The sequence below is a fragment of the Psychrobacillus sp. 05T411 genome (genome assembly GCF_056396485.1).
Genome location: NZ_JBFTLO010000032.1, coordinates 1 through 16,692, shown reverse-complemented (window position 1 = coordinate 16,692; position 16,692 = coordinate 1). Strand labels below are relative to the sequence as shown.

Here is a 16,692-nt window from a genome sequence, read left to right as displayed (position 1 = left end):
GTTTTTCATTGTTTGAATAATTAGCATTACCCAGGACATAGAATGTTCTAACTATTAATCTATTGTCAAGTTAAGATAGCTAAATCCAGTATTTGGTTATAGTAAAAAATGAAAGGAGTTATTACTACTATAATTAGATTTGAGGATAAATATAGGAATATATTATTTGGTGTATAAAAGCAAAGTTCCAATACTGAAAATATGATCTTCGGAATAGACTATATCGGGAGCTATGTATCCAAAGTAATGACACTTCTTCCGGGAGATGTAACTATTACCGGAACCCCCTTTGGTGTAGGTACAGTAAATCCAAAAGATGAAATGGTAGTTCGTATTAAAGGTATTGGTGAATTAAAAAATAAGATTGTATTGTCTACAGATAGCTAATTTTAAAATATATGATTTAGTATTTAAAAATTATAGGTAAGACGCTAATTTTGTCGACAATCGACTAAAAAGCATTATAAAGCAGTTGTAAGAACTAAAATATAAATTTGACTGGAATTCGTGTAAATAATGAGAAGCACATACCACAGTAACTATTAAAAAATAATATTCTTATATGGAATTTGAAAAGTGATCACTTGTTTAGATAGTTATAGGATCTATACCGATACCAAGTGCCTATTTCAGGTACAGATGTAATTATATGTTTACACAGAAATATTCAAGTACTTATTGAAAGGGGCGAAGATATCAAAAATATTTAGCTTTTATATCAAGTTTTCCAAGCAGAAAAAAAACTCTACTTTTAGTTTGCTAAAAGTGTGAGACATTGCGAGTAATTATCGATTGGAAAGATGATAGTTTTACTAAGATTGTGGCATTAAATATGTATAGTAATTGGTGGTTTGTTCTTAAAGAAAGTTTGTTGGATGACATTAGCAAAGGGGATATTAATATGTTGAAAAAAGGGTTATATTTTTTACTTTTAGCTTTTGCTACTCTATCACTAGTAGCGTGTTCTAGTAATACAAATTCAAAACCAAGTAGTAGTGGCAGTGCTACAAAAGGAATCGCAAGTAGTGATAAAAAAATCACAATTATGGCTGCACATGTTGTCTCTACAGAAACTACTCAACACGAAGCGTTTTTGGAATTTAAAAGACTTGTTGAAGAAAGGTCCGATAATAGAATCGAAGTTGATATTTATCCTGATGGTCAGCTTGGTGGAGAAAGAGAAATGATAGAAAGTACACAAGCAGGCAATATTCAGATGTCATCTCCTTCAGTTGGAGTGCTTGCAAACTTCTCCTCTGCATTACAAATATTTGATTTCCCATTTATTTTTAAAGATTCAGAGACAGCACATGAAGTTGTTGATGGAAAATTTGGACAAGAATTATTGACAGGATTAGAAGAAAGTGGACTTGTTGGATTAAATTATGGTGAACTCGGTTATAGACACTTATCCAATAATAAAGGAGAAATCGTTACACCGGAGGATATCAATGGGCTGAAACTTCGCACGATGGAAGTCCCTATGCATATCGCATATTGGAAAGAAGTAGGAGCAAATCCAACACCATTAGCCTTTACAGAAGTGTTTACGGGTTTATCTCAAGGTGTTGTCGATGGCGTTGAAAATGTCCTTGGACTCATCTATTCGGGAAAATTCCACGAGGTTAGTAAATATATTACAACAACAGGCCATATTTACGACCCTGAAATATATATCATGAACAAAGATTTCTTTAATGGACTTTCTAAAGAAGATCAAGATATAATCCAAACCTCTATAGATGATACAGTTAAGTATTTAAGAAAGTTAAATAGTACTATCGATACCGAGCTAAGAGTTAAGCTTGAAGAAGAAGGTGCTATCTTTAGAGACCTAACTGATGAAGAATATAATGCATGGATTGAGGCTTCCGTGCCATTTTATGAAAAGAATGCAGATAAAGTCGATAAAGAGAAGTTAATCAAATTACTTGAAGCTACTGGAAATGATAAATTCCTAGATGCTATAAAATAATAATATATTAGAATATGCACCTAGCGACTTGACGATTATACCATAACTTAATCAAGAAGTTCTGGGTGCATTTTAGTTTAAATGGGTTTAAGGAGGCGACTTTAATGAAACTTTATAAACATTTAGATGACCATATTGAAACGTATTTATCAGCAAGTTTATTAATCTTCTTCTCATTTTTATGTATCTTCCAAGTTGTTATGCGTTATATTTTTAACGAGTCATTAACATGGTCAGAGGAATTATCAAGATATGCATTTGTTTGGTTTGTTTATACAAGTGCAGCCTATGCGGTAAGGTATCAGCGACATGTAAAATTTAACTTTTTAGTGGACATGCTGCATAAAATTTCTCCATCTTATAGTCAAATGCTTAAAATAATTGCTCTATTTTGTTGGATAGGTTTTCTAATATTCATAGATTACTATAGTACTCAAACAGTTATTAATCAGTTCAAGATGGGACAGGTATCACCTGCCAACCGAATTCCAATGTATATTGTATATCTCGGATTACCAATGGGAGCTTTATTAATGACATTTAGAGTTACCCAACATATCATAAATGGCTTTAAGGAATTGAGAAACTCAAAAGAAAGCCATTAATTTTACAGGGGGTGAGAGCATGGCTACTCTAATATTATTTGGAAGTTTTATTGTTTTAATGATTCTTAGTGTTCCTATCGCGTTTGCACTTGGTATATCATCTGTTTTAACATTATTCATCACAGAAAAAATGCCACTGCAGTTCATTGCGCAAGGAATGTTTACTACAGTAGATTCTTATGCTTTAATGGCAGTTCCGCTATTTGTATTTGCTGGTTTAATAATGGAACATGGAGGGCTCTCTAGACGACTAATTGATGTTGCAAAGTCATTTGTTGGTCACCAGACTGGAGGACTTGCTGGAGTTGCAATTTTGGCTTGTACCGTTTTTGCAGCGCTTAGTGGATCTGGTCCAGCGACAGTTGCTGCTATCGGTGGAATTATGATCCCAGCAATGGTAAAAGAAAAGTACGATCCAGGATTCAGTTCGGGAGTAGTTGCTTCAGCCGGAACCCTCGGAATAATTATTCCACCAAGCATACCTTTAATTATTTATGGTATTACAACAAATACTTCTATTGGAGATTTATTCATTGCAGGTGTCATACCCGGTTTATTTATCGCGGCGTTACTTTGGTCCATCAGTTATGTTACCTCTAAAAAGAGAGGTTATATTGGATCTGGAAAAAAAGCTACTTGGAAAGAACGCTTTAATTATATTAATGAGGCAAAATGGACACTGTTAATGCCAATTGTTGTACTCGGCGGAATTTACGGAGGAATATTTACTCCAACAGAAGCAGCAGGTATTGCAGTAGCTTATAGTGCATTTTTAGGCATTTTTATTTATAAGGAAATAAAACGAGCAGATGCAATTGAATTATTTAAACAGACTACTCTAATTTCTGGGATAATCCTTATTATTATAGCCACTGCTTCTACTTATGGAAGAATTCTTACAATAGAGAAGATCCCTATATTAATTGCCGAGTTTTTAACATCTCTTCCCGTCGGGTCATGGGTTATTCTTTCTGCAATTGTTATCCTACTTGTTTTTATCGGAATGTTTATGGAAACATTAGCTGGAATTATTTTATTAGCTCCTATTTTATTACCTGTTGTAACAGAATTAGGAATGCATCCGGTGCACTTTGGGATTATCATGATTTTAGCAGCAGAAATTGGTTTTTTAACACCACCAGTTGGGGATAACCTTAACGTTGCTAGTGCTATTAGTGGATTAACTTTAGAACAAGTTGCTAAAGCAACACTTCCATTTACGATTGCCCTAATCATATTACTATTTGTTTTTATGTTTGCAGAACCATTCATTATGTTTTTACCGAATTTAATAGGTGGAACAGGTGGTTAATGAAAGTGCTAGTATTTGATATTAATAGAAAATTTTAATTTCTAAACTAAAGCTTCTTTCAGTAGATGACTTCTTATGACGATGGGGTTAACCACAAACTTTTCCGGTATTCAAGCTACTTAGCTCCTTTGCCTGCCATAATGCTTCATACCATCTAAACCGTACAATAACATCTAACAAACCTAAAACTAATTATTAGGTATTTCGATTACTTCAACAGTAGCTTTACTAATGAGTCTATAATATTTAAGAATGCAACTGTATTAAAATTAGTTCTTTGATTATGTGGAATACAATCTGAAAACCCTGTCGATTTCATCAGAAAATCATCTTTCGGAGATTCTAGTCTAAGCTTATAAAGTTTTCATTTAAATTATGGATAGTTTTGCCAATCCTAACCCTTTCCTTCCTCCTTCTTCTTGTCACATAATAAAAACCTCCAAACATTGATTTATCAACGTTTGGAGGTTTATATTGATTAAAATGAACATATTTTCTTCAAAAGATACCGGTGGTCGGGGTAATTGCGTTAGAATACGTTTATATAGATAAGAAGAAACCCGATTTAATCACATTGTTTAAGAGTGATAAAACGAGTTTATATTTTTGTTTTCTACAAATTTTCTACAATATCTTTTAAAATTGTATTGAAAGAATCCCTATACTCACTTTTTAATATGCTACTTGGTGTATGATCAGAATAGTCAATATGGTTAATAAATTTAAATTCCTCTCGATCATATTTACCTACCTCTTCTGCTTTTAAAGTCGTAGTAAATATAACTTGATTTTCAAGTTCGTTAAATAACTCTAAAAAAATCTTTTCTTTTTCTGTAGATAAATCTTCGGAACGAAATGAATCAACTATTATAGGATAATTATGTTTAGTTACCTTTTGAAAAACATACATCTTTAATAGATAAAAAATAGTTTGTTCACTTCCTGAATAAGTCTCACTCTTTTTAGTAAATAAATTATCAAATTTTAATGTTCCAGCTGGTTCATGTTCTTTATAAATTGAATTCATCATGTCTAGTATTCTTGCAAGTAATTCTTTTTCGGTTTCAGCTTTAGATATTTTTATAGTTTCAAAATTTGTTAGTTCTGATTTTATCTCATTAATTTTAATATCCAAATCAGTTATCTTTTTATCAGCATCTGCAGCATTAAATAAATCCTCTTTATACAATAATAGAGATTCTAACGAAACTTCTTCTACTGACAATAAATCTTTAAGTATATTTTGCTTCTCACTTATTGATATATTTATACGTTCTATCTCTTCTTCATAATCATTTATTTTGTTATGAATTGAATTAATAATATCTTTTCTGATATCTGCAGTTGTAATATCAAATGCATAACCTTTTTTACTCGCAGTTTTATATCCTATATGTACTGAGCCACATGATAAACAAACTATTTCACCTGTATCTAAATCTCTATTCAATGATATAATTTCTTTGATTGCTGTTTCGCACTTGATTTTTCTTGCTATGTTTCTATTTCTTTCTTTATTTAATTCAGTAATGCTATCATTTACTTTTTCAATTTTTTCTAAGTTATTTTTAAATTGAATTCTATCATTAGTTGTACTAAAGTGTGCTAACTCTTTCTTTTTAGAACTAAGAATCTTATGTTGCTTTAGTAATAGTTTTCTTTCATGATTATATTTACTCAATAATTGCTTTTGTTTTTCAATTTCTGTTACATCAATTGAATTTTCAATACCACAAATCCGATACAACATATTTATGAAATCTTCTTTTTTATAATATCCCGAATTAGCAATTGTAGAAGTATTCTTCTTATCTTGACCAACAAAAAATAATTGTAAAAACAATTCTGGATGTACAATGATATTTCTATTATTCTTAGTTATTTGGGGTAAATTAAATATCACCTTATCCCAATATCTTCTAAACTCAGATGTATTTTCAAAATGCCTTAATTCATTATTAGTTTTTACAATAAAATCCTCTTTATATCTACAAATCTTATATAAGGTATCATTCACAGTGAATTCGATAATATAGTAATAATCTTTATATTGAAATGACACTGGAAAGGTAGGTACGTTACCTAAAGCATACATCATTCCTTGTATTAAGATTGTTTTCCCTTTATTATTATCATCACTGGAAATTAGATTAATACCATCTACAAATCTATCTTCAATGAATCCTTCTGTATCATTTCCTATAGCAATTTTATTAATTATCATGATATCCCATCCTTTACAGTGGCTATAAAATACTTTATAGATATTAAATCGAATTCTGGACAATTCCCCATTAAATCTTTATCTAATTTATCAAAAATAGCATTTACATCCTCATTCGGATTTTCCAGAGTTACAAAATAAACGTTTTCAAAAAATCTCCAGAAATTATCTATATTATTTTTATTGGAAATTGCTTTGGCAACTCCAATTTGTCCATTTAAGACATAATCTTTCTTTTTATGTGTATGTAAATCACGAATAATATCATAGAATGAAGCTGGCACTCCGTTATCTAAAGGATTTCTATTAATAATTCTTGAAATAGCCATTAATCTAATTTCTTCACCAGTCAAATGTCTACTATAATTTAGAGCCTCATGACTTGTTTTGATAACAATATTTTCAACAATTGAGTTTTTCTTTAAAGATTGTTTATCTTTGATTTCATCAAAGATAGAATCTAATACTTCATCTGAAGGTAGCAGCTTAACACTAGTTTTAATAATTGATTTAACATACTCAGAATTTTTTTTATCATCAACTACAATTTGAACAACTTTTAAAAATTTATCAATATTTTCATCTGTAACTTTTGTAGAATCTATATATGTCTTTGACTGTGCTTCTTCTTTTAACCCCATTTTAATACTTCTTAGAGCTTTTTCAGTAACATTATCTAACTCAAAAACATTTTTAGTGTTATCTATTCTTATAGTTTTTGTTAATCCTCCTACAAATAGTATGTAGTGATTAAATGTTAAACTGCTCAAATAATTCTTATAAAGGGTTACCATTTCCCTTCCTAAAGCTTTAGCACTAGTATTCTTAGATGCTTTAGACTGTATGTCCCAAAGTTTATCTCCCATGCTTGACATACCTGTCAAATCATTAAAAAAATCAATAACATAGTAATTTATTTGATTACTATCTAGTCTAAAATTCATTAAATATAATAACGCCTTTGTTTCATATTCTGAACCAATTGATCTAACTTTTTCAGTTGATTGTATTATATAACTCATAAATTCCACTCCATCTATTTATGGCAAATGTATCACACTATTAGTGTAACTAATTTTTCTATATATTTACAACATAAATAATCTTTATTGGCGGAATATTTGCTATAAATTAATGATAATTAACTTAAAAGGTTCCAAAGATATAAACTGTAGATATAGTGATACTAATTATTAATTTTGGGTATGTCCTCTCAAAAAAACATTTGAAATCTATCTGATTGTTCTAGAAAAATCAAATTTCCAAATGTATAGTATTTCAAATTCATAACAACAGAAAGGAAAAAGGGTTTATGATTTACAAAATATCCTACATCTTTCAATTTCCTTAAAGACAAAAGAATATATCAAATTCACTATTTTAAAGAGAGATCAATATGCAAACTAAACAATCTATTCAAATTAATGTTCCAGTGCATGAGCACTCTGAATTTACTGATGATAATGCTCCTTCTATTTCGGAAAAGGACATGAAAAAAACACATTGTGTCCTGTTAAACTAGTTTATTTAAAAATCCGCTTGTAGAATTCACAGTTGACATTTTCTGCAGATGATTTTCAACAAGTTTAAAATTAATATTTGACATTTATTATGGGAGTGAAAGAGGGTTAAGATTATGAAGCTAGAAGATTTTTTAGGAAACGAAAGCTACAATTACGATTTTAAGAATGAATCACCTACAGATAGAGTTAAGAATGAGGATAATCCAATAAAGAAATTCTTTAAATTCAAACTTGATAGCTCACAATCTAGTTTTGATTGTGATTGCTGTGAACTTGCAAAAGAAATATATGTTAAATTATGGAATTTGAGTGCTAAAGATTTAAAATTTTATGATTGCGATACAATGAATTCATTTTATAGAATATACAGATTGTTATTGAAATCTTATGATAATTATTTAAAGGATGACTATTGGAATAAAGCAGGAATTGTTGATTATCATACTCGGTACAAATGGTTACTGAAAGAAGAAGTTTATGAACACTATAAAAAAATCAATGAAAATGAAAGTGTAAAGAAATTTGCTAAATTAACGCACTCAATCGGAAATTTCACTTTGGTTCCCAAGGGTTTCAATATTGAACGAAATACCTTACTTGATGACTATTGGGATTTAACTTTACAATATTTCAAGGATTTCTTAGAAGAAAACACTTTTGTTTCTTTTGCAGAAAAATACTATTACGAAGATTATATTGATGGGTCAAATGTTAATTTTTATTGGAAAGACCACTCTTTGATTAAAAAAGCACTGCCAACATACTTATCCTATGAAAATATTATTTCTATCATTGAAAAAATCAACGATTTAATTGAGGCTCGTGGAAAGAAACTATTATACAGGCTCAAATAAAATTATGAGCGGGGTAACGCAACTACCTCGCTCATTTTTATATACCTAATATGTAGAAAGGAAAATATATATGAAGAATTATATTATAGAGGCTCTAAAATACCTTTTTTAACTTTCTTTAGGTAAAAATTATTTAGAGTAATATTGCTCATAATTTCTATTAAAAATATCTTCAACTTTATCTGAAATTTCATTGTAAAGTTTTTTGAAATCTTTTATTACGTGCTTTTGTGTTCTTTCAACTTTATGGATAAAAGGAACATCTTTTGTAAAACCACCATGGGAAGCATATTCAGGTAAATATTCTAAAGATGCTACAAATACATTATCATTAGCAAGCCACGAGATTTTTGTTATTAAATCTTCTATATCCTCTTTTTGATTTTCATTGCACCTAGCTAACATGTCTAAGACCTTCAGAATAATTTGTTGATTTCTTTTTTTTAGTGGATCAACTAAATAATCTTCTTGTTCAAATAATTGACTAAGCATTGGAAGAAAAACTTTCCTATAGAATTCATCTTCTTCAAATGCATATGATTCTATAGTTTCAACAATTATACCCATTTTTTTACTTATATAATTAAATTGTTCATCGTTATTAAGGGCCGGTCTCAGCTTAATAGCTATTTCTAAAATTTTCTCTATATTATCATAAGCAATCTTATTTTGAGAAACTAACTTAGATAAACTAACGAAAAAATCATCATCTAGATAAGGTATGTCAAAAACCGAAAAAACTTTTCTCAAATAATCTTCTAATTCACCATAAAGAAGCCAATCAACTTTTGTATTTCCTAAAATTGCAATCAATTTTAAACGTTTTTCACTTGGTAAGTTAACACCATTTTCCCAATTACTTACTAACCCCTTTGAAGCATTTGAAACTAATACCCCAAACTCCTCCAATGTCCAATTTCCTTTATTTCGTATAGCTTTTATTCTTTTTCCAACATCTTTTTTTTCTATTTTAACCATTGTTAGCACCCACTTTTCTCATTTTCCAATCGAATATTTCTTAAAGTTTATTTTAACATTTAATAAAAGTTTTAAAAAGTTTTACTTGCATTTAATTTTTCAGGTTATATAATTTAATTATTCAATACGAATTAAAAGTTCTGCATATTAAAAAATACAGAACTTTTAATTCCGATGATAAAGAAAGGTGGCATATAGTTGCAAAAATTCGAAATCACATTACCTATTCAACTTCCAGAAAACTTAGTGATTATAGAAGTTGAAGATTACAACAAATTAAAGAAAGGGAATAACAGGGATATATGGTGGAGCATGGACGATGTTTTATCTAGAATTTGTATTAGCCGAAAAACATTTACTGAGAAAATTCTATGTAATTCGAAATTCAAACCTGATTTAGAATCATTCATACATTATCCAAAAACAAAAGGCAGCAAATATTACTTTTTAGCTTCAAAAACAATGGAATTTTTAGAATTAAGATTTCCAGAAATTATGAAAGAAATTTAGGAGGAAAAATTTATGGCAATTACAGTTAGAGACTTATTAAATTTATCATTATTTGGTGAAAAAATGTTATTAGTTGAAAAACCTGAGGCATACACAAAATTTGAGAATGGAATAAATACAGGCGAAGTTGTGGGGTACAAATATAATCTAGTGCTTAATGAATACAATTGGGACAAAATTTCTGTGAAAATTGAGGGTACTACTCCAACTATTAAACCCGAACAAATCAATGAAGGAGAAACACTTGTAGTAAAACTAGAAGACCTTCAAGCTAACACATACGTTCAAAATAATCGTGTAGCACTATCATTTAAAGCAAAAGCTATTAATGTCGTTAAATAACTAATACTACTACCTTATCAAAGTTGCTGCTCTGATAAGGTTCTTTAGAAAGAAGGTCTTCATATTGAAGAATACATTAAAAATGAAAAAATATAAAGTATCATATAAACATAAACTTAGATTTATTGAATATTTGGCTTTGTCACTTATTCCATTTGCATTATCAATGGCTTTAAAAACTATTCAACCAATCGTTAATCAATTTTTTAAATATCAAATCTCTGATTATTTAATTTTTGTACCCTATTTCTTTTTACTTCCATTATGGTTTTGGGCGTATTTTACAAGTAAATTTTCATTTTCGTATGCTCAAAAAATTAAAGCATTACTATTTGATGTTATTAAAACAAACCACTTTTATTTTTCAGAAAAGTTTGAATGCAATGAAAAAATCTATACTTCACTTAAATTTATTTTTTATTTCACTGAGTCCAAACTTATCATTGATACCTATACTCATGGTGCCTCATATACCAAAAAAATTAATGATTTATCCGACTTATTAGAATCAGCATTATCTCTTTCACTTCTTGAAGTAAATTCTATGAATCCACAATACACTCGTTATGAATTTTTGTTAAATAAAGTTGAACCACTATTAATCAATACTGTAAATGATATTCCAAATATAAGCGGAAAAATTATATTAGATAATGAAAAAGTTTGGGATTATGCAAAAGTTCCACACGCACTAGTTGCTGGTGCAACATCCTCTGGTAAAACTTATATGCTATATAATTTAATACTTCAATTTGCAAAACAAGGTGCAGAAATCTTTATTCTAGATCCTAAAAGAAGTGATTTATCTTCACTTGTACATTCTATTCCGAATGGTTCAGAATTTGTGGCCTATTCACCTAATCAAATTGCAAAAATTCTTAGAAGTTTAAATGAACAAATGAATAATAGATATGAAAAATATTTTAGTAGTCCCACAGCTAAAATGGGCGTTAATTATCAATACTTTGGGCTCCGTCCTATTATCATTTTCTTTGATGAGGTTGCTGCATTTATGGAAGAAGATAAAAAGATTGCTAAAGAAGTAGATTCATATCTAAAGCAAATGATTATGAAAGGGCGTCAAGCTGGTGTATTTCTTATTTTAAGCACACAGAAGCCTAGTGTTGAAGCTATTTCTTCCTCTATTCGTGATCAAATTGGGTTACGTATAGGTTTAGGCCAACTTTCTAAAATTGGTTATCGGATGACTTTAGGTGATGAGTGGGAAGAGTTACCTACCGTTGAAACTGGTACAGGAAAAGGATTAATTTTTATTGACGGTTACAATTGGAGCACCCCAAGAGGATACGATGCTCCATTTTTAGATTTAGAATCCTTAGATTTTCAAAATACGTTAAAAACACTAATTCAAATAGGTAATGAGAATTATGGTGAGTATGAGTAAATAACAAATACCACAGCTCCCTATTCTCTAGCGTTTACTGTTATGAAAGGGAAATTCTTTGTGCAACGAAGAATTTAGCGGAGCGGTCGTTTTATAGCAGTAAATGCCATGCTGGAGCAAAGCGGAAGCAGTTAACTTGTTATATACACAAACATAACGAGAATTTCAACCTATTAAATTGGAGATTAATACTTATGTGTACAAGATTTTATAACACGAAAGTGATTAAATCATCCATAACTGAAGTATATGAATACGCTGAACCTATTGCATATGATTATATAAATACATCATCAGAAAATATAAATCGAATTTCCTTTCAAGATGCTACACCAGAAATGAAAAAAGAACGTATAGAACGAATGCAAAAGAGATACTTAAATGAAAGATGGACAATTTGCAGATTAATTGATGTAAATTTTGATAATTCAACTAGCTTTCTTACTCTCACCTTTAAAGAAAACGTTCAAGATATTGAAGATAGCAATTATGAATTTATGAAATTCATTAAACGATTAAACTATAAAATCTATAAAACAAAAAAAGCAATTTTAAAATATTTAGCGGTTTGGGAACAACAAAAAAGGGGTGCTATTCATTATCATGTCATGCTCTTTTCAGTTCCCAAAATACCATACAAAGAATTAACTGAGTTATGGGGATTTGGTTCTGTAAATATTCAAAAAGTAGATGCTGATTCTAAAGAAAATCGTGGACGTTATTTAAGTAAGTACTTTGCTAAAAACTTAGATGATCCACAGTTTTTAATTAAATTTATGGGAAAGAAACGTTTTTTCACTTCTAAGAATCTTATTAAACCAAATATTACTGTAAAATACTTAGAAAAAAAAATAGAGTTTAATGAATCACAAATCTTATTTCAAAAAGAATACTTTGGAAAAAAGAAAGTTGGAGACGAATGGTTTACCTACCCTATCCGTTATACGAAGCTTTCAGAGAAAAAGTAATTACATTGGAGGTGTTGTATGGCTAGTTATATGAAACGAGGAAAGACATGGCAATATACGATTTCTACCAAAGATTCCTTAACAAATGAGTTTAAAAAAATTTCAAAAGGTGGTTTTCGCACTAAAGCTGAGGCTATTAGTGCAGCAACTGAAAAAGAACTTCTAATGAAAAGCGGTTATGTCCTAAATAAAAAAGTCCCATTCCATTTTTATTTTAAAGAATGGATGGAACTTTATAAAAAACCAATCGTTTCGAATCGAACTTATACGAAATATGAAACGACTTTAAACTCAATTAAACAATATTGTAATGAGCATTTGATAACGGACTATACGAAGAAAACATATCAACAAATACTAAATAAATATGCAGAAACACATTCTCCAGCATCTACATCTAAATTCAATAATCATATTAGACAATGTGTATCAAATGCAGTAGAGGAAAAAATCATATTAGATAACTTTACAAATAAAGCCGTTATCTCTAGAACTAATAACACTAAAAAAGCCGAAGATAAATTTTTAAACTATGAAGATACGAAACAAGTCATTGCTTATTTCAAAGAACGTCTAGATCCAAAAATACCAAGCTACCTTATGATTATTGTCGCTTTTACAACCGGTATGCGTTACGGTGAGTTACTTGGCTTAACGTGGGAAGATATTGACTTAGATAATCAAGAAATTGACATAAACAAATCCTACGACTACCATACGCACTCAGGTTTCAAAGCAACAAAAACCTATTCTTCTTGTCGTACAATCTTCATTGATAGTAAAACGACTACTTTACTGAAGCAATTTTATGAAGATCAGCAGCGTCTTTTTGAACAATATGAAGTCACTAATCTATACAACCAAGTATTCTTTCACTATATTGAAGGAATTGTATCTAATAACGCTGTAAATCAATCTCTAAGACGTGCATTAAAAAAATTAGAGATAACCCCCCTTATTACGATGCACGGAGCGAGACATACGTATGGAAGCTTTTTAATATACAAAGGCGTAGATCTTACTGTCTTATCTGAAATACTCGGTCATAAAGACACGTCTATTACAAGTAGAGTGTATGTACATGTTATTAAAGAGATGCGAGAAAAGAATAAAACACTAATAAATAATATAACTTACGAAATCTATAAATAATAATGGCACCCTCACATAATTTATTAAATAATATGAGGGTGCTTATTTATTTATATTCATTATAAAGTTTGATAAACTCATCAGTAAATTTTCTAGCAAAGTCTTTGTCTAATGCAGTGGCAAGAGTTTCATCATTATAATTAGCATTTTTACTCCAATTAAAAGATCCATGCATTACATAATCTAAATCAATAATACAAAATTTATCATGCAAACGACTATTACCCCAATAACCTCTTAAAGGAACTTTTACTACTTCAAATTCACATTCTAATTTTGAAATTATTTTGTTATTACTTTCTTCATTTGAAGTTATTATTCTTACATTAACACCTTCATTTTTTTTAACAACTAATTCATCATAAATCTCTGAATCAGTAAACCATGCCACTGCAATCCAAATAGTATATTTAGCATTCCTAATACCTTGAATTATTGTATCTTTTATTTCATCAAAAACTACATCATGTTCACTATGTAAATTATCTTCTCTGTTTATTACTTTAGGCTTAATGTTCAAACCTTTCATATCAAACTCAGCAGTTTCTTCGTAAATATCAAAAGCTAATCTTTCAAAAACGTCTTTTAATTGCTTCGCTTCGTTTAGCATAGGCACTGGAACTCTTAAACTAACATACTCCCAAAATTGATAACTTTTAGTTGCAAATACATTAGTTTGATCGAATTTCAAATAGGAATTTCTCAAAATATTTAATAACTGATCTTTATTTTTATAGTCATCATCATATTTTACAGTTTCTATCATAGTTCTTAGAAAATCCAGTGAATCCATTTTAACCACTCCTACTCTATTTGTATAATTTGATTTTATAGTTATTTCTACAAATTTTCTACATATAAAAAGAAACCCCTGATATATCAAGGGTTCCAAGCTATTTCTGATACCGGTGGTCGGGGTCGAACCGACACATCCAGAGGATACGGGATTTTGAGTCCCGCGCGTCTGCCAATTCCGCCACACCGGCAAAATATAAGTATCAAAGTTTAATTTATAAAACTGGAGGCGGCAACCGGATTTGAACCGGTGATAAAGGTGTTGCAGACCTGTGCCTTACCACTTGGCTATGCCGCCGTAGGAAATAATGGAGCGGAAGACGAGGTTCGAACTCGCGACCCCCACCTTGGCAAGGTGGTGTTCTACCACTGAACTACTTCCGCAAATAAACTGGGGAACCTGGATTCGAACCAGGGCATGACGGAATCAAAATCCGTTGCCTTACCGCTTGGCTATACCCCAATKGGGCGACTGATGGGAATTGAACCCACGAGTGCCGGAATCACAATCCGGTGCGTTAACCACTTCGCCACAATCGCCATTATTAAATAAAAAAAGAGTTAACTCTAAAGGAATATGGGGCGACTGATGGGAATTGAACCCACGAGTGCCGGAATCACAATCCGGTGCGTTAACCACTTCGCCACAATCGCCATTATTCAAGTTAACTAATAAATAGTTGGCAGGGGCAGTAGGAATCGAACCCACATCAAAGGTTTTGGAGACCTCTATTCTACCGTTAAACTATGCCCCTAAAAACTGGTGGAGGGGGACGGATTCGAACCGCCGAACCCTAAGGAGCGGATTTACAGTCCGCCGCGTTTAGCCACTTCGCTACCCCTCCAAGTGGTGCCGGAGAAAGGACTTGAACCCTCAACCTACTGATTACAAGTCAGTTGCTCTACCAGTTGAGCTACTCCGGCGTAAAGATAAATATGGTGGCTCAGGACGGAATCGAACCGCCGACACAAGGATTTTCAGTCCTTTGCTCTACCGACTGAGCTACTGAGCCATTTCGATTTACGCTAAGCTTCGCATCTCTTCGTCAGCTGCACTCGTTCTATCAGTCACGTACTTAGGTACGCTCCTTCTTTCACTCGATTGCTTTCTCGACCGGGATCGAACCGGCGATCTCCTGCGTGACAGGCAGGCATGTTAACCGCTACACCACGGGACCATTTGGTTGCGGGGACAGGATTTGAACCTGTGACCTTCGGGTTATGAGCCCGACGAGCTACCGAACTGCTCCACCCCGCGATAATATTATACTTACTTTTTAAAATAATGGTGGAGGATGACGGGCTCGAACCGCCGACCCTCTGCTTGTAAGGCAGATGCTCTCCCAGCTGAGCTAATCCTCCATGGTAATGCTGGTATTGTTTATAAAGTAATGGTGACCCCTACGGGATTCGAACCCGTGTTACCGCCGTGAAAGGGCGGTGTCTTAACCGCTTGACCAAGGGGCCATTATGTATTAGAGAAGTTATCTGGCGGAGAGCAAGGGATTTGAACCCTTGAGACAGGGTTACCCGCCTACACGATTTCCAATCGTGCTCCTTCGGCCACTCGGACAGCTCTCCATTAATGGCTCCGAAGGTAGGACTCGAACCTACGACCAATCGGTTAACAGCCGATTGCTCTACCACTGAGCTACTTCGGAATATTATTATGCCCAGCGACGTCCTACTCTCACAGGGGGAAACCCCCAACTACCATCGGCGCTGAAGAGCTTAACTTCCGTGTTCGGTATGGGAACGGGTGTGACCTCTTCGCCTTCATCACTAGACATATTAATTTGAAAGACAAGTTTTATTATACCATAACTAGATAAAATTGCAATAGTTATTTTAATAAATATTTTTTATTCTTTCAAAACTGGATAAACGACATTTTCAAACAAATAAATACATTTGGTTAAGTCCTCGATCGATTAGTATTCGTCAGCTGCACGTGTCGCCACGCTTCCACCCCGAACCTATCTACCTCATCGTCTTTGAGGGATCTTACTCCCGAACCTATCTACCTCATCGTCTTTGAGGGATCTTACT

14 protein-coding genes, 16 tRNA genes, 2 rRNA genes and 1 pseudogene are annotated in these 16,692 nt (G+C 31.7%); 11 read left to right on the top strand and 22 right to left on the bottom strand.

Annotated features, from left to right (window positions below):
• Nucleotides 1-189 precede the first annotated feature (189 nt).
• From AC1DFT_RS17980 to AC1DFT_RS17965, 4 genes and pseudogenes are all read left to right on the top strand, one after another.
• Nucleotides 190-387, top strand: a pseudogene (locus AC1DFT_RS17980) (fumarylacetoacetate hydrolase family protein); the annotation flags it as partial.
• Between the two features lie 388 nt (nt 388-775).
• Nucleotides 776-1,975: a TRAP transporter substrate-binding protein gene (locus AC1DFT_RS17975; RefSeq protein WP_478160527.1), complete on the top strand. Its 1,200-nt coding sequence runs from the start codon at nt 776-778 to the stop codon at nt 1,973-1,975.
• 104 nt (nt 1,976-2,079) lie between these two features.
• Complete coding sequence (locus tag AC1DFT_RS17970) at nt 2,080-2,580, top strand: TRAP transporter small permease (protein ID WP_478160525.1); 501 nt, start codon at nt 2,080-2,082, stop codon at nt 2,578-2,580.
• A 19-nt stretch (nt 2,581-2,599) separates the two neighbouring features.
• A complete protein-coding gene (locus tag AC1DFT_RS17965; protein ID WP_478160523.1) occupies nt 2,600-3,892 on the top strand; it encodes a TRAP transporter large permease in 1,293 nt (430 codons plus the stop codon).
• Between the two features lie 613 nt (nt 3,893-4,505).
• Here the strand turns inward: AC1DFT_RS17965 and AC1DFT_RS17960 are convergent.
• Nucleotides 4,506-6,116, bottom strand: a complete 1,611-nt coding sequence (locus AC1DFT_RS17960; RefSeq protein WP_478160521.1) for a hypothetical protein — start codon at nt 6,114-6,116, stop codon at nt 4,506-4,508.
• Nucleotides 6,113-7,138: a hypothetical protein gene (locus AC1DFT_RS17955; protein WP_478160519.1), complete on the bottom strand. Its 1,026-nt coding sequence runs from the start codon at nt 7,136-7,138 to the stop codon at nt 6,113-6,115. The genes AC1DFT_RS17960 and AC1DFT_RS17955 overlap by 4 nt, the downstream gene beginning before the upstream one ends.
• A 374-nt stretch (nt 7,139-7,512) precedes the next feature.
• Between AC1DFT_RS17955 and AC1DFT_RS17950 the strand changes: the two genes are divergently transcribed.
• Nucleotides 7,513-7,638: a hypothetical protein gene (locus AC1DFT_RS17950; protein ID WP_478160517.1), complete on the top strand. Its 126-nt coding sequence runs from the start codon at nt 7,513-7,515 to the stop codon at nt 7,636-7,638.
• Nucleotides 7,639-7,752: 114 nt separating this feature from the next.
• Nucleotides 7,753-8,493: a hypothetical protein gene (locus AC1DFT_RS17945; RefSeq protein ID WP_478160515.1), complete on the top strand. Its 741-nt coding sequence runs from the start codon at nt 7,753-7,755 to the stop codon at nt 8,491-8,493.
• A 129-nt stretch (nt 8,494-8,622) separates the two neighbouring features.
• Here the strand turns inward: AC1DFT_RS17945 and AC1DFT_RS17940 are convergent, their stop codons facing one another.
• A complete protein-coding gene (locus AC1DFT_RS17940; RefSeq protein ID WP_478160513.1) occupies nt 8,623-9,471 on the bottom strand; it encodes a helix-turn-helix domain-containing protein in 849 nt (282 codons plus the stop codon).
• 198 nt (nt 9,472-9,669) lie between these two features.
• On the opposite strand from AC1DFT_RS17940, the gene AC1DFT_RS17935 reads away from it, so the two are divergent.
• The 5 genes from AC1DFT_RS17935 to AC1DFT_RS17915 all read left to right on the top strand — a co-directional run bounded on the left by AC1DFT_RS17935 (nt 9,670) and on the right by AC1DFT_RS17915 (nt 13,848).
• Complete coding sequence (locus tag AC1DFT_RS17935) at nt 9,670-9,981, top strand: DUF771 domain-containing protein (protein ID WP_478160511.1); 312 nt, start codon at nt 9,670-9,672, stop codon at nt 9,979-9,981.
• A gap of 12 nt (nt 9,982-9,993) precedes the next feature.
• Nucleotides 9,994-10,323 (top strand): hypothetical protein, encoded by a 330-nt coding sequence (locus AC1DFT_RS17930; RefSeq protein WP_478160509.1) that lies wholly within the window; start codon nt 9,994-9,996, stop codon nt 10,321-10,323.
• Between the two features lie 64 nt (nt 10,324-10,387).
• On the top strand, nt 10,388-11,728 hold the full coding sequence (locus AC1DFT_RS17925) for an FtsK/SpoIIIE domain-containing protein (protein WP_478160507.1): 1,341 nt from the start codon (nt 10,388-10,390) through the stop codon (nt 11,726-11,728).
• Nucleotides 11,729-11,922: 194 nt separating this feature from the next.
• Entirely contained in the window at nt 11,923-12,696 is a 774-nt protein-coding gene (locus tag AC1DFT_RS17920) for a rolling circle replication-associated protein (protein ID WP_478160505.1), read from the top strand.
• An 18-nt stretch (nt 12,697-12,714) separates the two neighbouring features.
• On the top strand, nt 12,715-13,848 hold the full coding sequence (locus tag AC1DFT_RS17915) for a tyrosine-type recombinase/integrase (RefSeq protein WP_478160503.1): 1,134 nt from the start codon (nt 12,715-12,717) through the stop codon (nt 13,846-13,848).
• Between the two features lie 46 nt (nt 13,849-13,894).
• On the opposite strand, the gene AC1DFT_RS17910 is transcribed toward AC1DFT_RS17915, so the two are convergent.
• The 19 genes from AC1DFT_RS17910 to AC1DFT_RS17820 all read right to left on the bottom strand — a co-directional run.
• A complete protein-coding gene (locus AC1DFT_RS17910; protein WP_478160501.1) occupies nt 13,895-14,641 on the bottom strand; it encodes a phospholipase D-like domain-containing protein in 747 nt (248 codons plus the stop codon).
• Nucleotides 14,642-14,751: 110 nt separating this feature from the next.
• Nucleotides 14,752-14,834: transfer RNA gene (locus AC1DFT_RS17905), tRNA-Leu, on the bottom strand.
• A 33-nt stretch (nt 14,835-14,867) separates the two neighbouring features.
• Nucleotides 14,868-14,941 (bottom strand) — tRNA-Cys (locus AC1DFT_RS17900).
• Between the two features lie 11 nt (nt 14,942-14,952).
• Nucleotides 14,953-15,027 (bottom strand) — tRNA-Gly (locus AC1DFT_RS17895).
• 7 nt (nt 15,028-15,034) lie between these two features.
• A tRNA-Gln gene (locus AC1DFT_RS17890) sits at nt 15,035-15,106 on the bottom strand.
• Nucleotides 15,107-15,110: 4 nt separating this feature from the next.
• Nucleotides 15,111-15,183: transfer RNA gene (locus AC1DFT_RS17885), tRNA-His, on the bottom strand.
• Nucleotides 15,184-15,221: 38 nt separating this feature from the next.
• Nucleotides 15,222-15,297 (bottom strand) — tRNA-His (locus AC1DFT_RS17880).
• Nucleotides 15,298-15,324: 27 nt separating this feature from the next.
• A tRNA-Trp gene (locus AC1DFT_RS17875) sits at nt 15,325-15,398 on the bottom strand.
• Between the two features lie 6 nt (nt 15,399-15,404).
• Nucleotides 15,405-15,488 (bottom strand) — tRNA-Tyr (locus AC1DFT_RS17870).
• Nucleotides 15,489-15,491: 3 nt separating this feature from the next.
• Nucleotides 15,492-15,567 (bottom strand) — tRNA-Thr (locus tag AC1DFT_RS17865).
• A gap of 13 nt (nt 15,568-15,580) precedes the next feature.
• A tRNA-Phe gene (locus AC1DFT_RS17860) sits at nt 15,581-15,656 on the bottom strand.
• Nucleotides 15,657-15,749: 93 nt separating this feature from the next.
• Nucleotides 15,750-15,816: transfer RNA gene (locus AC1DFT_RS17855), tRNA-Asp, on the bottom strand.
• A gap of 8 nt (nt 15,817-15,824) precedes the next feature.
• A tRNA-Met gene (locus AC1DFT_RS17850) sits at nt 15,825-15,901 on the bottom strand.
• A gap of 28 nt (nt 15,902-15,929) precedes the next feature.
• A tRNA-Val gene (locus AC1DFT_RS17845) sits at nt 15,930-16,005 on the bottom strand.
• A 30-nt stretch (nt 16,006-16,035) separates the two neighbouring features.
• A tRNA-Glu gene (locus AC1DFT_RS17840) sits at nt 16,036-16,110 on the bottom strand.
• 22 nt (nt 16,111-16,132) lie between these two features.
• Nucleotides 16,133-16,224 (bottom strand) — tRNA-Ser (locus AC1DFT_RS17835).
• A gap of 5 nt (nt 16,225-16,229) precedes the next feature.
• Nucleotides 16,230-16,304 (bottom strand) — tRNA-Asn (locus AC1DFT_RS17830).
• 10 nt (nt 16,305-16,314) lie between these two features.
• A 5S ribosomal RNA gene (gene rrf, locus AC1DFT_RS17825) occupies nt 16,315-16,430 on the bottom strand.
• A gap of 124 nt (nt 16,431-16,554) precedes the next feature.
• Nucleotides 16,555-16,692 (bottom strand): 23S ribosomal RNA (locus tag AC1DFT_RS17820); the annotation flags it as partial.